Source organism: Priestia sp. FSL W8-0524, assembly GCF_038005965.1.
GTDB classification, from domain to species: domain Bacteria; phylum Bacillota; class Bacilli; order Bacillales; family Bacillaceae_H; genus Priestia; species Priestia zanthoxyli.
Map to the genome: position 1 here is coordinate 1289527 of NZ_JBBOUG010000001.1, position 22171 is coordinate 1311697.

General features: G+C 38.5%; 23 protein-coding genes. 17 read left to right on the forward strand and 6 right to left on the reverse strand.

The genetic code is table 11. From position 1 onward, the window contains the following. The first annotated feature begins 157 nt into the window (after positions 1-157). From NST66_RS06380 to NST66_RS06415, 8 genes are all read left to right on the forward strand, one after another. Positions 158-1618, forward strand: coding sequence for an MDR family MFS transporter (locus tag NST66_RS06380; RefSeq protein ID WP_033578500.1), 1461 nt, complete (start codon positions 158-160; stop codon positions 1616-1618). A 462-nt stretch (positions 1619-2080) separates the two neighbouring features. After that, the gene (locus NST66_RS06385; protein WP_028413952.1) at positions 2081-3271 is read left to right on the forward strand and encodes a glycine C-acetyltransferase; all 1191 of its coding nucleotides are present in this window, start codon (positions 2081-2083) and stop codon (positions 3269-3271) included. 37 nt (positions 3272-3308) lie between these two features. Beyond that, a complete protein-coding gene (locus NST66_RS06390) occupies positions 3309-4268 on the forward strand; it encodes an L-threonine 3-dehydrogenase (protein ID WP_049163748.1) in 960 nt (319 codons plus the stop codon). A gap of 207 nt (positions 4269-4475) precedes the next feature. Next, on the forward strand, positions 4476-4940 hold the full coding sequence (hutP, locus tag NST66_RS06395) for a hut operon transcriptional regulator HutP (RefSeq protein WP_028413950.1): 465 nt from the start codon (positions 4476-4478) through the stop codon (positions 4938-4940). Positions 4941-5294: 354 nt separating this feature from the next. Beyond that, entirely contained in the window at positions 5295-6515 is a 1221-nt protein-coding gene (locus NST66_RS06400) for an MFS transporter (RefSeq protein ID WP_033578503.1), read from the forward strand. Between the two features lie 267 nt (positions 6516-6782). Next, positions 6783-7448, forward strand: a complete 666-nt coding sequence (locus NST66_RS06405; protein WP_028413948.1) for a type 1 glutamine amidotransferase domain-containing protein — start codon at positions 6783-6785, stop codon at positions 7446-7448. A 198-nt stretch (positions 7449-7646) separates the two neighbouring features. Next, entirely contained in the window at positions 7647-7937 is a 291-nt protein-coding gene (locus NST66_RS06410; protein WP_098627159.1) for a putative quinol monooxygenase, read from the forward strand. A 480-nt stretch (positions 7938-8417) separates the two neighbouring features. Beyond that, a complete protein-coding gene (locus NST66_RS06415) occupies positions 8418-9857 on the forward strand; it encodes an aldehyde dehydrogenase family protein (RefSeq protein ID WP_034266655.1) in 1440 nt (479 codons plus the stop codon). A gap of 142 nt (positions 9858-9999) precedes the next feature. Here the strand turns inward: NST66_RS06415 and NST66_RS06420 are convergent, their stop codons facing one another. Then, positions 10000-10236, reverse strand: coding sequence for a hypothetical protein (locus NST66_RS06420; RefSeq protein WP_098627160.1), 237 nt, complete (start codon positions 10234-10236; stop codon positions 10000-10002). A gap of 170 nt (positions 10237-10406) precedes the next feature. Between NST66_RS06420 and NST66_RS06425 the strand changes: the two genes are divergently transcribed. From NST66_RS06425 to NST66_RS06435, 3 genes are all read left to right on the forward strand, one after another. After that, entirely contained in the window at positions 10407-11030 is a 624-nt protein-coding gene (locus tag NST66_RS06425) for a LysE family transporter (RefSeq protein WP_340843207.1), read from the forward strand. A gap of 119 nt (positions 11031-11149) precedes the next feature. Then, positions 11150-12493, forward strand: coding sequence for an amino acid permease (locus NST66_RS06430; RefSeq protein ID WP_033578508.1), 1344 nt, complete (start codon positions 11150-11152; stop codon positions 12491-12493). A gap of 69 nt (positions 12494-12562) precedes the next feature. After that, positions 12563-12703: a hypothetical protein gene (locus tag NST66_RS06435; RefSeq protein ID WP_013082476.1), complete on the forward strand. Its 141-nt coding sequence runs from the start codon at positions 12563-12565 to the stop codon at positions 12701-12703. Between the two features lie 44 nt (positions 12704-12747). On the opposite strand, the gene NST66_RS06440 is transcribed toward NST66_RS06435, so the two are convergent. Continuing rightward, entirely contained in the window at positions 12748-12900 is a 153-nt protein-coding gene (locus NST66_RS06440; RefSeq protein ID WP_014460817.1) for a YpzG family protein, read from the reverse strand. 227 nt (positions 12901-13127) lie between these two features. Next, positions 13128-14801: a ribonuclease J gene (locus tag NST66_RS06445; protein WP_154991514.1), complete on the reverse strand. Its 1674-nt coding sequence runs from the start codon at positions 14799-14801 to the stop codon at positions 13128-13130. A 216-nt stretch (positions 14802-15017) separates the two neighbouring features. Here NST66_RS06445 and NST66_RS06450 point away from each other — a divergent pair, with 216 nt between their 5' ends. From NST66_RS06450 to NST66_RS06465, 4 genes are all read left to right on the forward strand, one after another. Then, positions 15018-15161 carry a hypothetical protein gene (locus NST66_RS06450; RefSeq protein WP_165573353.1) on the forward strand — a complete coding sequence of 48 codons (144 nt, stop codon included), beginning with the start codon at positions 15018-15020 and terminating at the stop codon, positions 15159-15161. A 68-nt stretch (positions 15162-15229) separates the two neighbouring features. Next, positions 15230-15376, forward strand: coding sequence for a hypothetical protein (locus tag NST66_RS06455; protein ID WP_155017158.1), 147 nt, complete (start codon positions 15230-15232; stop codon positions 15374-15376). Between the two features lie 181 nt (positions 15377-15557). Next, complete coding sequence (locus NST66_RS06460) at positions 15558-17144, forward strand: DNA-binding protein (RefSeq protein WP_049163765.1); 1587 nt, start codon at positions 15558-15560, stop codon at positions 17142-17144. 147 nt (positions 17145-17291) lie between these two features. Beyond that, positions 17292-17516 carry a hypothetical protein gene (locus tag NST66_RS06465; RefSeq protein WP_028413940.1) on the forward strand — a complete coding sequence of 75 codons (225 nt, stop codon included), beginning with the start codon at positions 17292-17294 and terminating at the stop codon, positions 17514-17516. A 96-nt stretch (positions 17517-17612) separates the two neighbouring features. On the opposite strand, the gene NST66_RS06470 is transcribed toward NST66_RS06465, so the two are convergent. After that, the gene (locus NST66_RS06470) at positions 17613-18344 is read right to left on the reverse strand and encodes a ZIP family metal transporter (protein WP_033578511.1); all 732 of its coding nucleotides are present in this window, start codon (positions 18342-18344) and stop codon (positions 17613-17615) included. A gap of 464 nt (positions 18345-18808) precedes the next feature. Between NST66_RS06470 and NST66_RS06475 the strand changes: the two genes are divergently transcribed. Continuing rightward, positions 18809-20194, forward strand: a complete 1386-nt coding sequence (locus NST66_RS06475; protein ID WP_033578512.1) for an amino acid permease — start codon at positions 18809-18811, stop codon at positions 20192-20194. Between the two features lie 369 nt (positions 20195-20563). After that, positions 20564-20764 carry a hypothetical protein gene (locus NST66_RS06480; RefSeq protein WP_028413937.1) on the forward strand — a complete coding sequence of 67 codons (201 nt, stop codon included), beginning with the start codon at positions 20564-20566 and terminating at the stop codon, positions 20762-20764. 89 nt (positions 20765-20853) lie between these two features. Here the strand turns inward: NST66_RS06480 and NST66_RS06485 are convergent, their stop codons facing one another. Together NST66_RS06485 and NST66_RS06490 are read right to left on the reverse strand one after the other, a co-directional pair. Beyond that, the gene (locus NST66_RS06485) at positions 20854-21063 is read right to left on the reverse strand and encodes an alpha/beta-type small acid-soluble spore protein (RefSeq protein WP_013058452.1); all 210 of its coding nucleotides are present in this window, start codon (positions 21061-21063) and stop codon (positions 20854-20856) included. Between the two features lie 90 nt (positions 21064-21153). Continuing rightward, positions 21154-22137: a LacI family DNA-binding transcriptional regulator gene (locus NST66_RS06490; RefSeq protein WP_028413936.1), complete on the reverse strand. Its 984-nt coding sequence runs from the start codon at positions 22135-22137 to the stop codon at positions 21154-21156. Positions 22138-22171 lie beyond the last annotated feature (34 nt).

Here is a 22171-nt window from a genome sequence, read left to right on the forward strand (position 1 = left end):
ATTTTATAGTAAAATAATTATTTGGCTGCATATGGCAGTAACTATATGCGGAGCATCACATACATATAAAGGCTAAAAGGGTATAAGTATATTGAAACCGCTTTTATCTTCTGTAAAAAAAACGATGGTATGCCCGCAGTTGCAAGGAGAGAAAGAGATGAGGAAACGAATCATGACAGCGCTGCTGCTTGTCACTGTTTTAGCTGCAATGGAAGGAACCATTGTCAGTACGGCTGTTCCAAGAATTACAAGTGATTTGTCGGGTATTGAGCTAGTTAGCTGGGTATATGCCATTTATATGCTGACAACCGCTGTATCTACACCTATATACGGAAAGTTAGCGGATTTATTCGGCCGCAAAAAAGTTATGCTTGTTGGAATTATTATTTTCTTAATCGGATCTATACTTTGCGGGCTTAGCTTTTCGATGCAACAATTAATTGTCTACAGAGCAATCCAAGGGCTAGGCGCCGGGGTCGTTATGCCCCTTACAATGATTATTATTGGCGACTTGTATGAAGAAGCAAAAGAAAGAGCCAAAGCCCAAGGTTGGATTAGCGCAGTTTGGGGAATTGCTGGAGTTCTCGGTCCTCTTCTTGGGGGATTTTTAGTCGATACGCTGTCTTGGCGCTATATTTTCTTTTTAAATATACCGTTTGGACTAATGGCTTTTATTGTTCTTCTAGTAAACTATAAAGAAGAAGTGGTAAAAGAAAAACGCTATATCGATTACAGTGGAGCGGTGACGTTTTCAGTTGGAACCATTGCATTTTTATACGCGCTTTTAACCGGAAGTCAGCATCAAAACTGGGGAGATCCGATCATTATAGGATTATTTGTTCTAGCTGTTCTGACATTCATGGGCTTTATTTATATCGAAAAGAAATCGCCGGAACCTCTTATTCCGCTTGAGCTGTTTTCTATTCGAAGTGTATCTGTTATAAACTTATTAACACTTCTTGTCGGGTCAGTAGTTATTAGTATTACGGTTTACCTTCCAATTTGGAGCCAAGGAGTGATGGGAAAAAGTGCAACCGCTGCCGGTTTTGTGTTAATGCCCATGCCAGTATGCTGGACAATTGGTTCACTGCTTTCAGGGAATTTAGTAGGGCGTCTTAAAACGCACTCCATCCTTACGCTAGGAACGGCAATCGTAAGTACGGCATGTTTTATGCTGTTTTTAGTCTCCACGCACTCACCCGTATTTTTAATTTATGTAGCCGTTGGGGTTCTTGGGTTAGGAATGGGGATTATTACGCCTATCTTTATGTTAGTTATTCAATCAGCAGTCCCAGCTAGCAAAAGAGGAGTAGCGGTGGCTCTTAATACGTTTACAAATACATTTAGTCAAACGCTAGGTTCCGCAGTGTTTGGTACAATCTTTAACTTAGTGACGCTTTCACAGGCAAAGAAATTAGGGCAAGAAAATTTAAATGCTTCGTTTGAGACAGGCGGAGTACCGTCAGAAGAACTGTCAAAGCTGCATGAAATTCTTGCATCAGGTGTTCACATTATTTACAGTGGAACGTTTTTAGCTGCTTTATTAAGCTTTGCTGTCTCATGCTTATTAGTAAAAAACGGCCATAAAAAAATAAAGAACATATCTGTGCAAAAGTAACGGAAGAGACTGTTACAAAAGTAGTTTAATTGAAGGACAATCCGAACGAGTTTGATTAAGGACCAAACTCGTTCGGATTTTTTTATTGGTAGGTGAATGTAGGTGCTTTTAGCTGTTGAATTAGTTATGCATTAGTCTCTTTTCTAAAAGAATTATCAAAGAGAGAAAAGAAAAAAGATATTGTCTAATAACGTTCGGGAAAAATCGTTAACAGAAGGACGGATTTTTATTATTGCCGAAAATTTCTTATTTTTTGTTTTTTTAGTATGGACATTTACTTGGTTGTTGATTATTATAAATTCTATAAGTATTGAATTTTAAGCGCTTACAAAAGAAACATTTGTCTTTCTCAGGAATACACTTGATTTTTAATTCATATACTACAAGTGCTTAGATTAATCTTTTAATGGGGAAAAGAGAAGTTTATAAGACGTGTTGAACAACAATGAGGGGGTATGGAAGATGACAAGCAGACGTTTAAAAGAATTCTTGAATAATAATTTAGAAGATTTAAAAGATAAAGGGCTATACAACGTCATTAATCCAGTAGAGGGACCAAATGGACCTGTGATTCAAATTGATGGAAAACAATTAATTAATTTATCATCCAACAACTATTTGGGGCTTGCTACAGACGAAAGGCTTATTAACGCGTCCAACGAAGCCACTGAAAAATACGGGGTGGGAGCTGGAGCTGTCCGAACGATTAATGGAACTCTAGATATTCATATTAAGCTAGAGGAAAAGCTTGCCGAGTTTAAGCATACGGAAGCAGCTATAGCTTACCAATCTGGCTTTAACTGCAATATGGCAGCCATCTCTGCAGTTATGGATAAACATGACGCGATTTTATCAGATGAGCTGAATCACGCTTCAATTATTGACGGGTGTCGGCTATCAAAAGCAAAAATTATTCCTTACAAACATTCGGATATGGAAGATCTCCGTGCAAAAGCAGGCGAAGCACAAAAGTCCGGTGCCTATAATAAAATAATGGTAATTACCGACGGTGTATTCTCAATGGATGGAGACATTGCTAAGCTTCCGGAAATTGTAGAAATCGCACAGGAATTTGATTTAATCACATACGTAGATGATGCTCACGGATCGGGCGTATTAGGTAACGGTATGGGGACAGTCAAACATTTTGGCTTATCTGAAAAAGTAGACTTCCAAATTGGAACATTGTCAAAAGCGATTGGAGCTGTAGGCGGATACGTAGCTGGAAAAAAAGACTTAATTGACTGGTTGAAAGTACGAAGCCGCCCGTTTTTATTCTCGACTGCTATTACACCAGGCACGGCTGCTGCATGTATTAAAGCGATTGAAATTCTAAGCACAAGTACAGAGCTGCAGGATCAAATGTGGGAAAACAGCCGTTATTTAAAGCAAGGATTAAAAGAGCTGGGCTTTGATACCGGCGAAAGTGAAACACCTATTACTCCGTGCATTATAGGAGATGAAAATCAAACGCAGATTTTTAGTGAGAGATTAATAGAAGAAGGGGTATACGCTAAATCAATTGTTTTCCCTACCGTTCCAAGAGGAACAGGACGCGTTCGCAATATGCCAACGGCTGCTCATACAAAAGAAATGTTAGATGAAGCACTTCGTATCTACAAAAAAGTAGGCAAGGAAATGAAATTAATCTAAACGTTGAATCTAAGCAGTACATGAGGAGGATATTGAGATGAAAAAAGTATTAATAACGGGGTCTCTAGGACAAATCGGTTCTGAATTAACAATGAAAATGAGAGAGATATATGGTTCAGAAAATATTATTGCCACTGATATTCGCAAGACGACGAGCGATGTTGTGACTTCAGGTCCATTCGAGATTTTAGACGTAACGGATCAGACTGCGTTATTTACGATCGCCGAAAAGCATAAAGTCGATACGGTTATTCACTTGGCTGCGCTGTTATCAGCGACAGCCGAGCAAAAGCCGCTTCTAGCTTGGAATCTAAATATGGGCGGATTAGTAAACGCGCTCGAAGTAGCTCGAGAGCTGAAGTGCCAATTTTTTACTCCAAGTTCAATTGGTGCATTTGGTCCAACGACTCCAAAAGACTGGACGCCGCAGGATACAATTCAACGTCCTACCACGATGTATGGTGTTAATAAAGTAGCGGGTGAATTACTTTGCGATTACTATCACCATAAATTCGGAGTAGATACACGAGGGCTACGTTTTCCAGGCTTAATTTCATACGTAACGCCTCCAGGTGGAGGGACAACGGACTACGCTGTTGAAATTTATTATGAAGCCGTTAAACATAAGCGCTATACGTCTTATATCGACAAAGGAACCTATATGGATATGATGTATATGCCTGACGCACTAAACGCTGTCATCCAACTAATGGAAGCAGACGGTTCTAAGCTGAAGCATCGAAATTCATTTAACGTTTCTGCCATGAGCTTTGATCCAGAACAAATGGCAGCTGAAATCAGAAAAACAATTCCGGAATTTATGCTGAATTACCAAGTAGATCCTGTTCGACAAGCAATTGCTGAAAGCTGGCCCAACCATATAGATTCCAGCTGTGCGAAAGAAGAGTGGGGATTTAAAGCAGAATATAACCTAGAAAAAATGACGAGAGAGATGCTGGGAAAGTTAAAAGTTGAATCACAGCTTGTCTTAACGTAAGTAGAGAAAAATGATTTCTTCCTTGACAATAAAGTAAGCGCTTACTAAAAGATGAGTTACTTGTTGCAAGTTCTACTTCGTAACAGTGGTGGACAGTACACATAGATTCTCTGACCCTTTAAGTGAGCGCTCGTTCGCTGAATAATCAGCACCCTTTTAGGTACCGTCTGTTAAAATAATAAGGGGATAGAAGGGAGGGAATGACAGTTGAGCAATAAATTTCAACAAGTTAATGATTTTTCAATGGGAAGATTAACATCTTTACTCGTTCTTTTACATAATACGGAACTAGCTGAAGGTATTGAAAAGGAAATCAATGAGAGAGGATATAGCTATACAGTTGGAAAAGTCGGAGCGATGGAGCTGTCTAAAGTTGTGGCCGCAATTGAAACGAGCGCCAAGACAAACAACATTATTAATGCCCAGTCGTACCGGGAAGTCCACGCTCTTTATCATGCTATACTTGAAGCTATTCAAGGAGTTAGTCGAGGAACGCTGCAGCTAGGTGATATTTTACGGACGGTAGGACTCACATTTTCAATTGTGCGCGGAAAAATTGAGTTCTCAGGATCAAGCGACGAATGGATTAGCGTTTGTGTGTATGGAACGATAGGCGCACCGAAAAAAGGCTTTGAACATGATACGTTAGGTTTTGGTTTTAACCATATTTAAAAATAATGGACAAAATAGTATGAACGTAAAAAGTGAGAGATGCACATAGCTGCTTTAAAAAAGATATTTTTCTTATTGAAAGCTTTTGTGCGGCGTGTTAACATAATGATTAATATAATAATTGCCTTTAAGACGGTCCAGAGAGGCCGAAAAGGACGGATCACTTATTTACTGCTTCTATGCCTATCTGTGCCCTTTTGCCCTCTGCGACAAAAGGGCTTTTATGCGTTGCGTACCTCTTTTAAACGAAGTCCAGAGAGGCTTCAAAAGAGAATGGACATATGTTATTTTATCCATTCCTTCAAAAAAGAAAGAGCGTTGATACAGAAAGAATACAGTGGAGGGTGGAACAACATGAATTATCGTAACAAGACAGTTGTAGCATCAGTAGCAGGTTTGACGTTAGAAGGGATGGACATTATGTTTATCTCGTTTGCTATGTCAATGATTATCGCTGAATTTCACATTGATTTAGCAACGGGTGGACTTATTTCTTCTATTACGAATATAGGAATGCTGATAGGCGGAGTCATCTTCGGAATTTTAGCAGATAAATTTGGAAGAGTGCGGGTTTTTACCTACACGGTTCTTCTATTTGCAGTCGGAACGGCATTAACAGGTTTTGCAGCAAATGTTGAACAAGTGTATGCTTCACGATTTATTGCCGGAATTGGGGCTGGAGGAGAGTACGGAATCGGTATGGCTCTTGTTGCAGAAGCGTGGCCGAAACATAAGCAAGGAAGAGCTTCATCTTATGTTAGTATTGGCGCACAATTTGGAGTTATTCTTGCGGCGCTTTTAAGTTCTCTGATCCTGCCGATTTTCGGATGGAGAGCGCTGTTTTTTGTCGGAATTATCCCCGTCATTTTTGCTTTTATCGTACGAAAAAATTTAAACGAATCTCCTGAGTGGCTAAAAGCTCAAAAAGAGAAAACAGCCGTTGTTAAAAATAATGGCAAGCTACGTCAACTATTTGCTACGCCTAAGACGGCGATGACGACTATTTCTCTGGCAGTGATGGCTACCGTTCAAATTGCAGGCTATAACGGACTCATGATATGGCTTCCGTCTATGCTTCAGCAATCACAAGGACTCTCTGTTTCAAGTTCAGCTCTTTGGACAATCAGTACAGCCGTTGGAATGATTATAGGCATGCTAACATTTGGTCAATTTATGGATCGTTTTGGTTCGAAACGTACTTTTGGAATTTTTCTTCTCGCTTCAGCGTGTGCGGTATTTTTATACTCGTATGCCGAAGGAAGTGCAGGGCTGCTTATAGGAGGGGCTGTTGTCGGATTTTTCTCAAACGGAATGTTCGCAGGATACGGAGCCTTGATCAGCAGTCACTATTCGGTAGAAGTTCGCAGTACTGCAACGAACACCATTTTTAACTTCGGGCGAGCGCTCGGAGGGTTGTCACCCATTCTTGTCGGCTATCTTTTGCAAAACTATGATATGACGGTAGCGATGACGTACTTGGCGGGGCTGTACTGTATTTCGTTTATTTTTATGGTGAGTCTAAAAAAAACGGGAGAAAAAAACGTGAAACAAATGAACGCTCAATCTGCTCTTTAACATAAAAAATAGATTCTATGCTTTTCTGGAAAAAACCGCGCTTACTCAAAAGGGCGGTTTTTTTGAGTGTTTCAAAAAATAAGTTCAGGTGTTAGATGATTGTTTCTTTCACAGATGCTTTATTAACAAAGACGTCCACAGTATCTATAAAAATATTTATGGATAAGCAGATATTTTCTAATTTGTATTATAGTAATTCCTCTCTTACAATATGATGTGTAAGTCGGAAACAGAAAATACTATCTTTATTTACAGGAGGACGTTACTATGTCTAAACATATATTAATGGTCGTAACAACGGCTGACAAAATGAAAGAAAATCATCCAACAGGCCTTTGGCTTTCAGAATTTGGTGAAGCGTACGTAGAGTTTGAAAAAGCTGGATTTACGATTACTGTAGCAAGTCCTCTAGGAGGAAAAGCGCCGGTGGATGCTCGCAGCCTTGAAGGAGAGACTTCTCAAGAAATCTTAAATACAGCTAAGCATCTAGAGAATACCCTAAAACTTGATACAATTACAGACAGTGCTAAATTTGATGCTGTTTTCTTACCAGGCGGTCATGGCACAATGTTTGATCTGCCAGATAATCAAACGCTTCATGCTTTAATTCGTGAACTATACGAAGGAGACAAAGTAGTAGCCGCTGTATGCCATGGACCCGCAGGCTTAGTAGGTGTTACATTATCAGATGAAAAGCCGTTGGTGGAAGGAAAAGATGTCGCTGCGTTTACAGATGATGAAGAACGTGAAACAACATTAGACCGCTTCATGCCGTTTCTTTTGGAAACACGCCTGCGTGAACTTGGTGCAAATGTAGTAACTGCTCCAAACTGGACCGATAATGTACAAGCAGATGGCAACCTAATAACAGGTCAAAATCCTCAGTCAACAATCAGTGTAGCAAAAGCAGTCGTGAAACAATTATTAAACTAAGATGTAAAAAAGCCTGTAGGACTACAGGCTTTTTTATTAACAGCATCAACAAAGACCGCCGTAGATAATGTGTATGTTTTGCTGTTTTGGACTAGAGAGATCCATCATCATACAAAAAATATGATGGTCAGTGTAATGAATACAAAAAGAGGGAAGCTTTTTATGGAGACTATTTTTTAAAAGAAATGAGGAAAAACGATGTCAGAAGTTATTATTAACGCCATTTTACAAGCCAAGCCAGGAAAAGAAGAAGAGCTTCGATCAGAGTTAGTAAAAGTTATTGAACCATCAAGAGAAGAAAAAGGATGTATTCAATACATTCTCCACCAGGATACAGACAAAGCAGGCACATTTGTTTTTTATGAGAAATGGAAAAGCAAAGAAGATGTTGAAGCTCACATTGAAACACCTCACTATCAACAATACAGACAGCAAACAGAACCGTTAATTGAAAGCAGAGCAGTACATCGTTTACAAGAAGTACGTTAATAAAAAGAAGCTGGAACAAAAGTGTTTTAGTTGAAGGAAGATCCGAACGAGTAATCGAGATTCTTGATGGAGAATCAAACTCGTTCGGATTTTTTTGTGGTTATGGTGAATATGAGTTTCATTTAGTGAGACCAAGCAGAAGCGTAAGCGATGAGGAGGCTAATCGACCGCACGCAGAAAGAAAAGGCTTGCAGGGAAATCAACAGCGGAATAACAAATAACCCATACTAAGTCCTTTATCCCATTTGTTTATCTTTAGATAGGATTGATTTCGTTATGACTCAATCTCTGTTTGTTATAAAGAACTAAAAAGCTGCAGAGGAAAAAAATTTCAGCTGCAAAAAGCCGATTGGAAAAGGGATAAGGCTGTGGAAGAAACAAAAAATAATACCAGTGGTGTTTGAGAAGCAGACAGGCGGGTAGATAAAAACTAGATGACATAGTTCAATAATTAACAAACTAAAAGGAGAGATCAAATCAATGCGTACAAATTTAAAACACTTTATTAACGGAGAATGGGTTGAATCAACAGGAAGCGAAACGTCAGATGTGATCAATCCTGCTACTGAAAAATCAATTGGTAAAATTAGCTTAGGTACAAAAGAAGATCTAGATAAAGCCGTGGCAGCAGCTAAAGCAGCCCTTCCCACATTTTCAAGAACAACAAAAGAAGAGCGAATTAAAATGCTTCGCAATATTGCAAAAGGATATGAAAAGCGTAAACAGGAGCTTATTGAAGTTATGACTGAAGAGCTTGGCGCTCCTTTAAAAATTTCAGAAGAAGTGCACTATGAAATGGGACTTAGCCACTTTAAAGAAGCAGCTAATGCGCTTGAAGATTACACATTTGAAAAAGATCATGGAAGCTACAAGGTCGTAAAAGAGTCTATTGGAGTAAGCGGACTTATTACACCATGGAACTTCCCAACAAATCAAACGTCTACTAAAATTGCAGGAGCTATCGCAGCAGGAAGTCCAATGGTATTAAAACCATCAGAACTTACACCGTATGCAGCGATGATATTAGCAGAAATCATTGATGAAGCTGGTGTACCAAAAGGTGCCTTTAACCTTGTAAACGGAACGGGAAGCACAATCGGTGACGGTATTAGTTCTCACCCGGACATTGATTTTGTATCATTTACAGGATCAGGTGCTGTAGGCGAGAAAATTATGCAAAACGCTGCTAAAACAATCAAAAAAGTAGCCCTTGAGCTAGGCGGGAAATCACCGCTAGTTGTATTAGAGGATGCGGATGTAGAAGAAGCGGCTAAAATAGCAGTTTCACACATTGCAATGAATACAGGGCAAGTATGTACGGCAGCAACGCGCATTATCATTCCTGCCTCTATGAAAGAAAAATTTGAAGAAGCAGTGAAGAAAGTTCTACCATCATTCCCAGTTGGTGATCCGTTAGATAAAGACAACGTAACTGGACCGCTCGTAGCGGAAAAACAGTGGGATCGCGTACAGGATTATATTCAAAAAGGAATGGATGAAGGTGCAAAGCTTCTTACTGGCGGAACGGGCAAACCGGACGGCTTAGAGACAGGGTACTTTGTTAAACCGACAGTCTTTACTGACGTTTCAAATGATATGGTTATTGCACAAGAAGAAATCTTCGGACCTGTAACAACTATTATTACGTATGATGATCTAGAGCAAGCTCTTGAAATTGCAAATGATACAGTTTATGGACTTGCAGGCTATGCGGTCGGAAAAGACCAAGAAACACTTGACTATGTTGCTAAAAACATTAGAGCTGGTCAAATCATCGTTAACGATGCCGAGCAAGACAGAGCTGCGCCATTCGGCGGATTCAAACAATCTGGTATTGGACGCGAGTGGGGAGCATTTGGTATTGAAGAATATCTAGAGCCAAAAGCGATCATGGGCGTTAAAGTTCCGGCAAAAGTATAATTAATGTAAAAAAAGAAGGGAGTTTTTCTCCTTTCTTTTTTTAGGATAAAGGATTAAAAGCTCTAAGAACGCAGTGTGTTCTTAGAGCTTTTTCAGATTTGTTTATCTGGAAGTGAGAAAACAGTTATGTTTATTACTCTTATTAAAAATTTTGCTGAATAGCTTGCTGTGCTTCGCGTAAATGTCTTAAGTGTTCTTCCATTCGTTTTAATTCTTTATCACCAGACGCCGCTTCTTTTTGTTCATTAATTTGCTGCTGAACCATATTCAACTGCATTTGAGCTTTTTGAAAATTGGCTGCATCCAAATTCATCTGCCCTTGACAAACAGCCTGTTCAGCTAATTGTAATGCTTCTTTAATATGAGTGTATGAATTCATGCTTCTCACCCTTCTGTATAGTATTTACAGTTAACATGCGCTGGTTCTTCGTAGCTATACAAAAGGATTTAGAAATAAAATAAAAATTACGTAGTACAAGCTAAGCAGGTTGCATAGATTTATCATAGTTCAATTTATAAAATCTTAGAAGTGATAGAGGGTGGATGTATGTGGGGGCTTTTTTCAGCTATGTATTATTAGGGCTATCATTAGCTGCGCCAATCGGTCCAATCAATGCAGCTCAGCTTGATAAAGGAATTAAAAGTGGTTTTTTGCATGCTTGGTTCTTAGGTATAGGAGCAACATCGGTTGACGCTCTTTATATGCTTGTAGTTTATTTTGGATCCGTTCATTTTTTAAGTAGCGATTTTATGAAAACGTTTCTTTTTTCGTTTGGGTGCTTTGTATTAATTTATACAGGTGTTGAGGGGCTAATGGGTGCAGGGAGGATTACACAGCATAGAAAAACAAACGGTGATTCTGTGTTAAAGTGTTTTTTCTCAGGTTTTTTGCTGTCATTAACGAATCCGCTTACAATTCTCTTTTGGCTTGGCATTTATGGCTCTGTTTTAGCAAAAACGGCTAATACATATGAAACTGAACAGCTTATCTTATATAGCTGCGCTATTTTTACGGGAATTCTGGCCTGGGATATTGCGATGGCAGCTTTAGCAAGCACGTTTCGACGATACTTAGCTGCGACGTTTTTAATTGCCGTGTCCGTTGTATCGGGGTTATCTTTAATAGGGTTTGGCCTATATTTCGGCTGGCAAGCCGCACAGCAATTAGGCTAAAAGAAGTGCTGAATCTAAAGTGTTTTCAGTACGTTGAAAAATAATAGAAAAGATGCTTCTTTTTACGCATAAATTTTTCAAACTATCACACACTACATCGAAGTGTGAGGAGTGATAGAGTGAAAAAGAAAATAGGCTGCGGAAGTCAAGTTGAAGGGAAATTAAAATGGTGGCAGCTGTCTTTAATCGGAGTAGGATGCATAATCGGCACAGGCTATTTTTTAGGATCAAGTATTGCCATAAAAGCAGCCGGGCCCTCTGTTTTAATTGCTTTTTTACTAGCAGGAGTATGCACATTTATTGTATTTGAGGCGCTTGCTAAAATGAGTGCTCAAGATCCTCAAAAAGGTTCGTTTCGCTCCTATGCTAAAAAAGCTTATGGAAGATGGGCAGGATTTAGCAGCGGATGGGTGTACTGGAGTTCAGAGATGCTGATCATGGGGAGTCAGCTCACGGCTTTATCTCTTTTTACACGTTTTTGGTTTGAAGATATTCCACTGTGGGTCTTTGCCTCTATTTATGCTGTTTTAGGCATTAGTGTTGTATTAATCGGGACAAAAGGCTTTGAACGAATGGAAAATGTATTTGCTGTCACAAAAGTGGCTGCTATTTTAATGTTTATTGTATTAGCTAGTCTCGCTTTATTTGGATTTCTTGACGAAGGTGCAAAACAAGGAGTGCCGCGAACGATAAGTGAAGTATTTCCTCATGGATTTTTAGGTTTATGGGGCGCTTTGCTTTATGCCTTTTATGCTTTCGGCGGCATCGAAGTCATGGGAATCATGACGGTTCGTTTACAAAAAAAAGAAGACGCACCGAAAGCGGGAAGAAGTATGCTTATTCTTCTTGGAATTATTTATATTGTTTCACTGAGTTTAGCTATTTTAATTGTGCCATTTCATGATTTCCATGGAAATCAAAGTCCATTTATAAAGGCTTTAGAAACATATCATCTTCCATTTTTTCCTCATGTTTTTAATGGAGCAATGATTATTGCGGGTTTCTCAACGATGTCAGCGTCTTTTTTTTCCGTAACAACAATGATTGTCACTCTTTCAGAAGATGGAGATGCTCCTGCATTGTTTTCAAAACAAAAACAGAAAAAGCTGCAGTTTCCTTTACCGGCTTTACTTTTAACAACAGCGGGATTAGTTATTTCTATTGTCCTTTCCTTGCTATTGCCCGGGAAAATTTATGAGTACATTACAACAGCAGCTGGACTGATGCTGATTTATAACTGGTTTTTTATTTTAATTTCGTTTCATCGCTTAATTAAACAAACCGTTTGGGATAAAGTAAAACAAGCTGTTGGCCTCTTATTAATCCTGCTAGCAGTAAGCGGTACGCTGTTAGAATCTGCAAGCAGACCAGGTTTCTTTGCAAGCTTAGGCTTTTTAATTGTTATAAGCCTTGTTATTTTAAAACTGCGCCATAAGTGGAAAGAAGAAGAAGCCGCTAGTTAACATATATTTAATCTTTATGAGGGACACTATGCACGTTGTACAATTACAAAATAAAAGGTGGTTATGATCATGCCAAAAAACAAGCAGACTCCTTCTTCACAAGTAGATCAAAAACAAGTAGTAGATGACAAAGCAAAAGCGCTACGAGAAAATAATTATGAAGATGGTCATATTCGCAAGATAACTCAAAGCGGGGCAGACGGCCAATAACAAAAAAAGACGCGTTCGCGTCTTTTTTTTGTTGAAGTGTATCCTTACCAACGATGAGCTTTTGCATTACTTCGCAAGATGATGTTCGTTTGAGACATCTCTGTATGTCCATTTACTTGGGACTTTGAACGCTTCGGTCTCGTCCAGTTGTGGCGGAATAGTTCTGAATGCTGATCTACATGATTTTTATCATTCATCATAATCACCTCAAGGATAGGATACTTTCACAAGATATTTGCGGTGAAATATCTCTCTTATAGAATGGGGTAAAAAAGAAGAAATACACCTAACACTTTTAACCATACATATAAAAGCAGTGCCTATTCATAAACTACAGAAGGCAACTTCTAACTTTAGGTTAAGCTTCGGATTTATAAGGGAAAAACTGCCTTAGTGGGGACTAAGGCAGTTTTTGCTGGAGGGATTAAACTTCAATAATGATGGGAAGAATCATAGGTCTTCTTTTCGTTTGGTTATATAAGAACTGTCCAAGGGTGGTCTTAATTTCTTTTTTCATGATGTTCCATTGGTGAACGTGCGCTTTTTGCAATTGATTTACAATTTTAGTCACTTGTCGATTAACGTCTTTTAATAGCTGCTCTGAGTCTCTTGTATAAACAAAACCTCGCGAAATTGTATCTGGACCCGACACAATTTTTCCTTCCGTTTTATTTAAAGTAATCACAATAACCAGCATGCCATCTTCTGAAAGCTGTTTGCGGTCACGTAAAACCGCATTTCCAACATCCCCAATGCCAAACCCATCTACATATACATTGCCTGCAGAGATTTTTCTTGTTTGAACAGCTGTTCCGCCCTTGATGTCGACAATATCACCGTTATTTATAATAAAAATGTTCGCTTTTTCCACCCCTACGGATTCTGCTAATAAGCTGTGGTGATGAAGCATTCGAAACTCACCGTGAATGGGGATAAAATACTTTGGCTTCATCAATGTAGCCATTAATTTTAGCTCTTCTTGATAGCCATGTCCTGATACGTGCATGCCTGTTGCGCTTCCTGAACCGTAAATCACATGAGCCCCGAGTATGAAAAGACTGTCGACAATACGAGAGATATTACGTTCATTGCCAGGAATAGGCCCTGCTGATAAAATGACCGTGTCTTCAGGAAGAATCTCTACTTGTCGATGATTTCCGCTGGCTAATCTAGATAGAGCGGCCATCGGCTCGCCTTGGCTTCCAGTGCAGAGAATAGCGACTTGTTCAGGCGCAAGTGAATGTACTTCATAAGGTTCAATCAGCATCCCTTCAGGAATGGTTAAATATCCTTTCTCTAAGGCAACTGATACAACGTTAACCATGCTTCTTCCTAGCAGCGCAAGCTTTCTGTTCGTTTTAATCGCTGCATCGACAATTTGCTGTACGCGGTTAACATTCGAGGCGAAAGTAGAAATAATCACTTTTCGCTTTGCTTTACGAAAAGCTTCTTCTATATGTTTGCCAACTAGCTTTTCTGAAGGTGTAAATCCGGGGCGTTCAGCATTTGTACTTTCTGATATTAAAGCCAGTACACCTTCACTGCCGATTTTCGCCATTTTATGAAGATCTGGATATTGGTCGTTAACAGGAGTTAAATCAAACTTAAAATCTCCCGTATGTACAACAGCTCCTTCAGGCGTATGAAAGACAATTCCAAGGCAATCTGGAATGCTGTGATTCGTTTTAAAAAAAGAAAGCGGAATATTGCCTAATGTAATTTCTGACTCTTCGTTGATTTCAATAAGCTCCGTCTCAGCAGATAATTGATGTTCCTGCAGTTTAATATCGATTAATCCGAGTGTAAGGCTTGTTGCATAAATGGGGAGGCTTAACTGTTTTAGAAGATAAGGAATACCTCCGATATGATCTTCATGACCATGCGTAACAACCAGTGCTCGAACTTTTTCTCGGTTCTCTTGCAAGTATGTAATATCAGGTATGATCAAATCAATTCCTAATAAACTTTCGTCAGGGAATTTAGAGCCACAGTCAATTACAATGATGTCATCATCATATTGAACGGCATACATATTTTTTCCTATTTCATTAATGCCCCCTAAAGCAAAAATGGATAGTGTGTTTCTATTTATACTCACACTTAGTTCCTCCTATATTTTCAAAATGAATATGCAGAATTTCTACTCTTAGTATGAACATTTATTTCTGGTGCATTCTGTTAAATATGGAGATTTTATTTTTATTCAATATGAGGATGCAAGCAAAAAGAAAAGAAAGTCATTTTCCTAATACTACCTCTTATTTTCTTTTTATAACTCCATAAAATATAGACGTTATACATGGAGGTGGATGAAATGAGTAAACAAAATAAAAGCACAAACCAAGGAGTCAGCAGCAGTGCAGCAGCTTCTGTTGATAATGTGAATAAAAATATTTTATCAAACGATATTCATACAGATGAGCTTCAAAAAGCAAAAGCAAGTCGTCATAACAAATAAAAGAGTGACAGACAAAAGAGCAGCTTTGAGCTGCTCTGGATAAAATAGAGATAGGGAAGTGAAAAAACGTGTCAGAACACAAAAATTCTCAGTATAAAGAAGAAAATAAGTCAACGCCTAGTCGTCCTCTTGAATATAAAGAACGCGCAAACGAATCAAAGAGTACACGTCAAATGCTGCGCAGTATTCTCGAATATTCAAGTCGTTATCGTTAACAAATTTTACATATAATCATGGGCATATTTAAAAGGGAATGTCTCGACAAATATAAGGTATAAAGAACCTTTTTTGAAAAAATATATATTATTTACAATAAATTTAAAAAAATCATAAATGAACCTGCTATAATCCTCTTGAAAAGACAAGCGTTGCAAAAATTTGAGGGGAGCATTTTATATGCGGAAAAAATATAATCGCGTAGGTTATGCCGTTTTGACAATGTGTACAGCTTTATCTATCTCACTGCCTTTTACTACTCATCCAGCATCAGCAGAAAGCGCTGCTGACCCTGCACCAGAAATTAAAGCTTCTGTTGTAAATGAAAACAATGGTAAAAAAATCTTGTTTGATAATACCCATGGTCAAACGGCGGGTACAGCAGATTGGGTTATTGACGGAGGTTTTTCTGATTTTGGGAAAGGGCTGGCTGGCAGCGGGTTTGATGTAAAAGAGCTGCGGAAATCTACGCCGATTACATACAGTGACCTTAGCGGTTATAGTGTGTTTGTTGTGCCAGAAGCAAATATTCCGTATAAATCTTCTGAACAAGCTGCCCTTTTACAATATGTTCAGAACGGGGGAAGCGTCTTCTTTATTGCTGATCATTACAATGCAGACCGAAACAAAAACCGCTGGGATTCTTCAGAAGTTTTTAACGGGTACCGTCGTGGAGCATGGACAAACCCAGCAAAAGGCATGACAACGGAAGAAGCAAACTCTGAGGCAATGCAAAACGTAACAAGTTCTGACTGGTTAGCAAGTAACTTTGGTGTTCGCTTTCGCTATAATGCCATTGGTGATGTGACAGCCAATGATATTGTATCTCCTTCTCAAGCATTCGGTATTACGCTAGGTGTTTCCACCGTTGCTATGCATGCTGGTTCTACGGTTGCAATTACGGACCCAAACAAAGCAAAAGGAATTGTGTATCTTCCTAAGACAACGGCAAAATGGTCAAATGCTGTAGATCAAGGAGTGTATAACGGAGGGGGAAGAGCAGAAGGTCCTTTTGCTGCTGTTTCAAAAGTAGGGGCAGGTAAAGCTGCTTTTATAGGAGATTCTTCACCGGTTGAAGATGCTACACCAAAATATAAACGAGAAGATACAGGATCTTCTAAAACCACATATGACGGATTTAAGGAACAAGACGATTCTACACTGCTTGTAAATATGGTCAATTGGTTAGCGAAGCAAGAAAGCTATATTTCTTTGAATCAAGTATCAGGACTTCAATTGGATCAAGCTACAGCATTACTTTCGTCGGAAACGCCAAGTCAGTCCACTGAGCCTCAGCCAGAACCATGGTCAGCACCTACAGCAGGGTATAAATGGTACGATACGTCAACTTTTGCATCTGGTTCATATGGTTATAAAGGTGGAACTACGCAACCACCAACTGCTAGTGCTTACACATTTGAACATCAAGCCATTTTACCAACGAGCGGCGTATTCCAAATACGCGTAAAGGTAAGCGGGCTTTCAGCTAACACTGCGTACAGCACGTTTAATCTAGGTGTATATAACGGATCGGGAACTCAAATTGCTAAAGTCCAAAACGCAGATGGAAGCTGGCCGTCATCCTATGGATACAGCAGCAATTTTTCAATTACAACGGACGCAGATGGAAATGGAGAAAAGGTTGTAAATGTCCAACTAAATCCAAGTGCAGCGGGGAGTGCTAATCTCCGTTTACGCCAAAGCAGTACGAACGCATATACAGAAGCTGTAACGGTAGGGAACGTAGCGGTTGAACCACTGCCTTAATAATAGTGAAAGCAAGCACTTGTGCTTGCTTTTTTGTTGTTGTATTTCCTATCTTTGAGGTTAAAGAAACGTCAGAGGAGAGGCTTATCCATAAAGGAGAAATATGATATCTTAGAAGAAAGAATGAAGTAAAAGGAGTCAGCTAATATGTCTAAATATAAAGAATTAGAGACAGGTTATCTAATGGATAAAATTAAAGAATACAAAGAATTAATTTGGAGAGTAGGGCCAGGAAGTGAAAGAACAATAGAAGCTGTTCAAGAGATTCAAGGAATGGAAAAAGAGTTAAAAGCACGGGATGCGGAATTTGAAGCTACGGATTGGAAAGCTTTTACTCAGGAAATAAGAGAGAACTACGATTTTATTTATTAAGAAGACACATTTATCATAATGTGCTTGAGATAAATATCTCCAAGTAGAAGGCTTTCTGTTTTCTACTTGGAAACGATAAAAGTAGTATGAAGACGATTAAGAAAAATGATCCAGTATCAATGAAGCAAGTAATCCAAGTGCAGCAATCAATCCTGTAATAGAACCTCCTTCTTCATAGGCCTCTGGCATCATTGTAGAACCTACCATAGCAATAATACCACCGCCGGCAAAAGCAGCAATAGCAGCCATAAGTGTCTCAGATGCATGATCTAAAAAAACAAAGCCTGTCCATGAACTAAAAGCTGAAATGAACAAAACAGCTGCCCATAGTAAAAAAATTTTCCTCTTAGAGAATCCGCTTTTTACTAGACCGGTCGTACTGGACAGTCCTTCAGGAATATTACTTATAAAAATAGCGATAACAAGAAGCCAGCTAACGGTTGCTTTTTCAATTAAGCTAGCTCCAATCATAATGGACTCTGGGATTGCATCCATGACGGTTCCTATAAATATAGCAATTCCAGAACTATTCGCGGCCATTTGTTTTGTAGACCTCTTTCTTTTATTCGCTCCTTGACGTGAAATTAGATAGTCTAAAAAAGTAAAAACGACAGCCCCCGCAAGGAACCCAAGAGAAGTAGCTTTTAACCCGCCGCTATGAACCGAGTCTCCAAGCAGCTCATAGGTAGATGCTCCAATTAATACACCCGTCCCAAAAGCCATAATATAACCAATTATCTTTTTGCCGATAGGCAAAAAAACTGCTGCCAAAGCACCAAGAAGGACAGCTGATCCTGAAATTCCGCCCCACATCGCAGCTTGCCACATGAAAAATCCCTCCTCATCTCTATTTTCTATGGATACTTTCCCTAAGAAAAGAAAGAAAAAACGTAAAAGTAGAAAAAAGGAATTTATTCGATTAAGTAATGGTTTCATTTCGTTATCCTTGTGAAAGAGAGTGTTCCAGCATCCAAGCTGAGACTATATTTATTTTAATATTCATAAAATTTTAATTATACTGAAATAAAAAACTATTTTACGAAAATGACTGATTTGACAGAGGTAAATGGTTTACTTAAGTGTTTTTCTGAAAAAAACAATTGTATTTCTGAGGAAAATTTATTATTATAAAATAAGTAATTATACAGTCGAATAGCTAAAAATAGAAAAAATAGTTTAGTTGTAAAGGTACTAGGTAAAAATGGAATGATTTAAAAACGACAGCTGTTCCATCAGAAACAGAAAGTATCTTTCCTAACAGAGCTATAACAAGTTTAGGAGGAGGAAATGGAATGGCAGACAAAGAGTTAAAAAGAGGCTTAGAATCTCGTCACATTCAAATGATCGCGCTTGGTGGAACAATTGGCGTTGGATTATTTATGGGATCAGCAAGCACGATTCAATGGACAGGTCCATCGGTATTGCTTGCTTACGCAATTTGCGGAATGTTTATTTTCTTTATTATGCGTGCTATGGGCGAAATGCTGTACATGGAACCAAGCACAGGTTCATTCGCTACATTTGGCCACAAATATATTCATCCATTAGCAGGTTATATGGCTGCTTGGAGTAACTGGTTTCAATTTGTAATCGTAGGGATGTCCGAAATTATAGCGGTAGGAGCATATATGCATTACTGGTTCCCTCATTTACCAGCTTGGGTGCCTGGTATTATCGCCATGTTGATTTTAGGCACAGCAAACTTAGTTTCAGTGAAATCATTTGGAGAGTTTGAATTTTGGTTTGCGATGATTAAAATTGTAACAATTATTTTAATGATTATCGCGGGACTTGGATTAATTTTCTTTGGATTTGGAAATGATGGAGACGCAATCGGGTTATCAAATCTTTGGGCACACGGAGGCTTCTTTGCAGGGGGATGGTCAGGCTTTTTCTTCGCGCTATCTCTTGTTATTGCAGCTTATCAAGGAGTCGAGCTAATTGGGATTACAGCTGGTGAAGCAAAGGATCCTAAAAAAACGTTAACAAGCGCAATTCAAAGCATCATCTGGCGCATTTTAATTTTTTATATTGGCGCTATTTTCGTCATCGTGACGGTATATCCTTGGAATGAGTTAGATTCTTTAGGAAGTCCATTTGTATCTACATTTGCTAAAGTTGGTGTTACGGCAGCTGCAGGTATCATTAACTTTGTAGTCATTACGGCAGCGATGTCAGGCTGTAATAGCGGAATCTTTAGTGCAGGACGCATGCTTTATACGCTCGGTGTAAACGGTCAAGCACCTAAATTCTTTACAAAAATTTCTCGCAACGGCGTTCCAATTTACAGTACGCTCGCTGTTATGATTGGATTAGTAATTGGTGTTATTTTAAACTACATCGCTCCACCTAATGTATTTGTTTATGTATACAGTGCTAGCGTGCTTCCTGGAATGATTCCTTGGTTCATTATTCTTATCAGCCAAATTCGTTTCCGTAAAGCTAAAGGTGCTGAAATGGATAGTCATCCTTTCAAAATGCCTTTTGCGCCTGTAACGAACTATGTAACCATTGCTTTTCTACTAATGGTGCTCGTAGGCATGTGGTTTAATGATGAAACGCGTATTTCACTTATTGTAGGGGTTATTTTCCTCGCTCTCGTTGTCATTAGTTTTTACGCATTCGGAATCAATAAACGTATGATACCTGATACAGAGAACGGTCAAATAAAGAAATAAATATGCTTTTTCATAATCGAAAAGCAAAACAAAAAAACGGCTGATAAAAGCCGTTTTTTTGTTTTGCTTAAATAAAAGACATAAGAAAAAATGTCATTAAATGCACAAAACGAAATACTCGTTCAAATGCAGGAGGAGAACGAGGAAGCAGGAGATGTTATTGATGTATTTATGAAAGAGTATAAAACAGAAGAAATTATTAAATAGCACGTAATTGAGAAGAATATTGAGTGGTTTTGTTGAATAAATAAAAAGAAAACACCTTTATTTTTTATTGAAAAAGAAACGGACGTAAGAAAACTTCTTGTTTATCAAGAAGTTTCTTTTGTATCTGAACATTAGTTTGTATACGCAGGTAGGGGAGAGGTGATGAAGGTGAAAAAAATTGGTGAAGGTCACGTCTTTTTTATTATTCTCGGAGGCCTGTTTATTTTAATAGGTACACTCTTTGCAAATACTTCTGTTTATTTTCTCATCTCCGGATGGATAGCAGCTGTCTGTTGTTTAGGAATCAGTGCTGTACTAAAGAAAGGAAAAACAAAATCAGTCAGTAAAGAAGATGAGCAATAATAATTTTTATATAAAGATGGAAATTAAATATATGAAAAGGAAGAATGGATATCCATTCTTCCTTAAGTCATGGTGTGTATGAAATTGTCTTAGAAACGTCCGCCGCCAAGTTGTTGCTCAGCTAATTGTACAAGACGTTTTGTGATTTCGCCGCCTACTGATCCGTTTGCACGTGCAGTAGTGTCAGCTCCTAAATTTACTCCGAACTCGCTAGCGATTTCATATTTCATTTGATCGATTGCTTGTTCAGCTCCGTATACTAATAATTCATTATTATTGCTGCTTTTATTGTTTGCCATTGTATTCAACTCCTTTCTGTAACGTTAAGGTGTGAATAAAGGAAGAAGAATATGCAACAAACTGATATTTATTTTATAAAAAACATATTTTTACGTCGTTTGCCCTTCTAGAAGCTTAACAGGAAGACAGATTTCACGGGGGACATTACTAAATTCTCCTTCAATTTCTTTTAGTAAAATATCAATGGCTGTTTGAGCAATCGATTCGATTGGCTGTTGAATTGTAGTTAGGCCAGGTAACAAAGTCTGACTGGCTTCTGTTCCATCATAGCCCACGATTTTTAAATCTTTTGGGATGCATTTTCCTCTTTTTTGTGCTTCAGCAACTACTAAAGCTGCAAGTAAGTCATCGCTTGCAAAAATACCGTCTACTTCCGGATGTTCTTCAAAAACCTTAGAAATAGTTTCTCGCTGAATGTTGCGGTCAAAGGTATTTGAAATCTCATACGTGATAGGCTGTTTTCCGTACTGTTTCATCACGTTTTCATATGCTTTCCTTCTTAAGTTAGCTGGAGTTTCAAGTTTAAGGGGACCGTTAATATGAATAATATGCTTACAATCTTTTGAAATAAGCAATTCCGTGGCTTGTTCTCCTCCAGAATAGTTATCAGAAGATACGGTAGGAATATCTTTTGATAAATAATGATCGACTGCTACTACAGGAAGGCTTTGACTTTCGGAATCAAAAATACCTCTATTATAAGTAACGGCAATAACACCGTCTACCTGATTTCTGATAAGCATTTCTACATATTTTTTTTCTTTATCAATGCGATTCAGACTGTTACAAAGAAGTACTTTGTAGTTAAGGGAAGCACATATACTTTCAATATGAAAGGCTAACTCTCCGAAAAAAGGGTTGCTCGTTTGCGGGACAATCATCCCGATTAAATTTGTTCGCTTATTAAATAATGAACGCGCAATATCATTTGGGAAATAATTAATTTCTTTCATTGCTTTATAGACATTTTCTCGCGTTTCTTTGCTTATGTAACCACGGTTATTTAATACACGAGAAACTGTAGTCGGTGAAACACCTGCAATTTTTGCTACATCACTAATTTTGGCTTTCATCTAGTTTCCTCCTAATTTCTCCAAAACCTTGCTT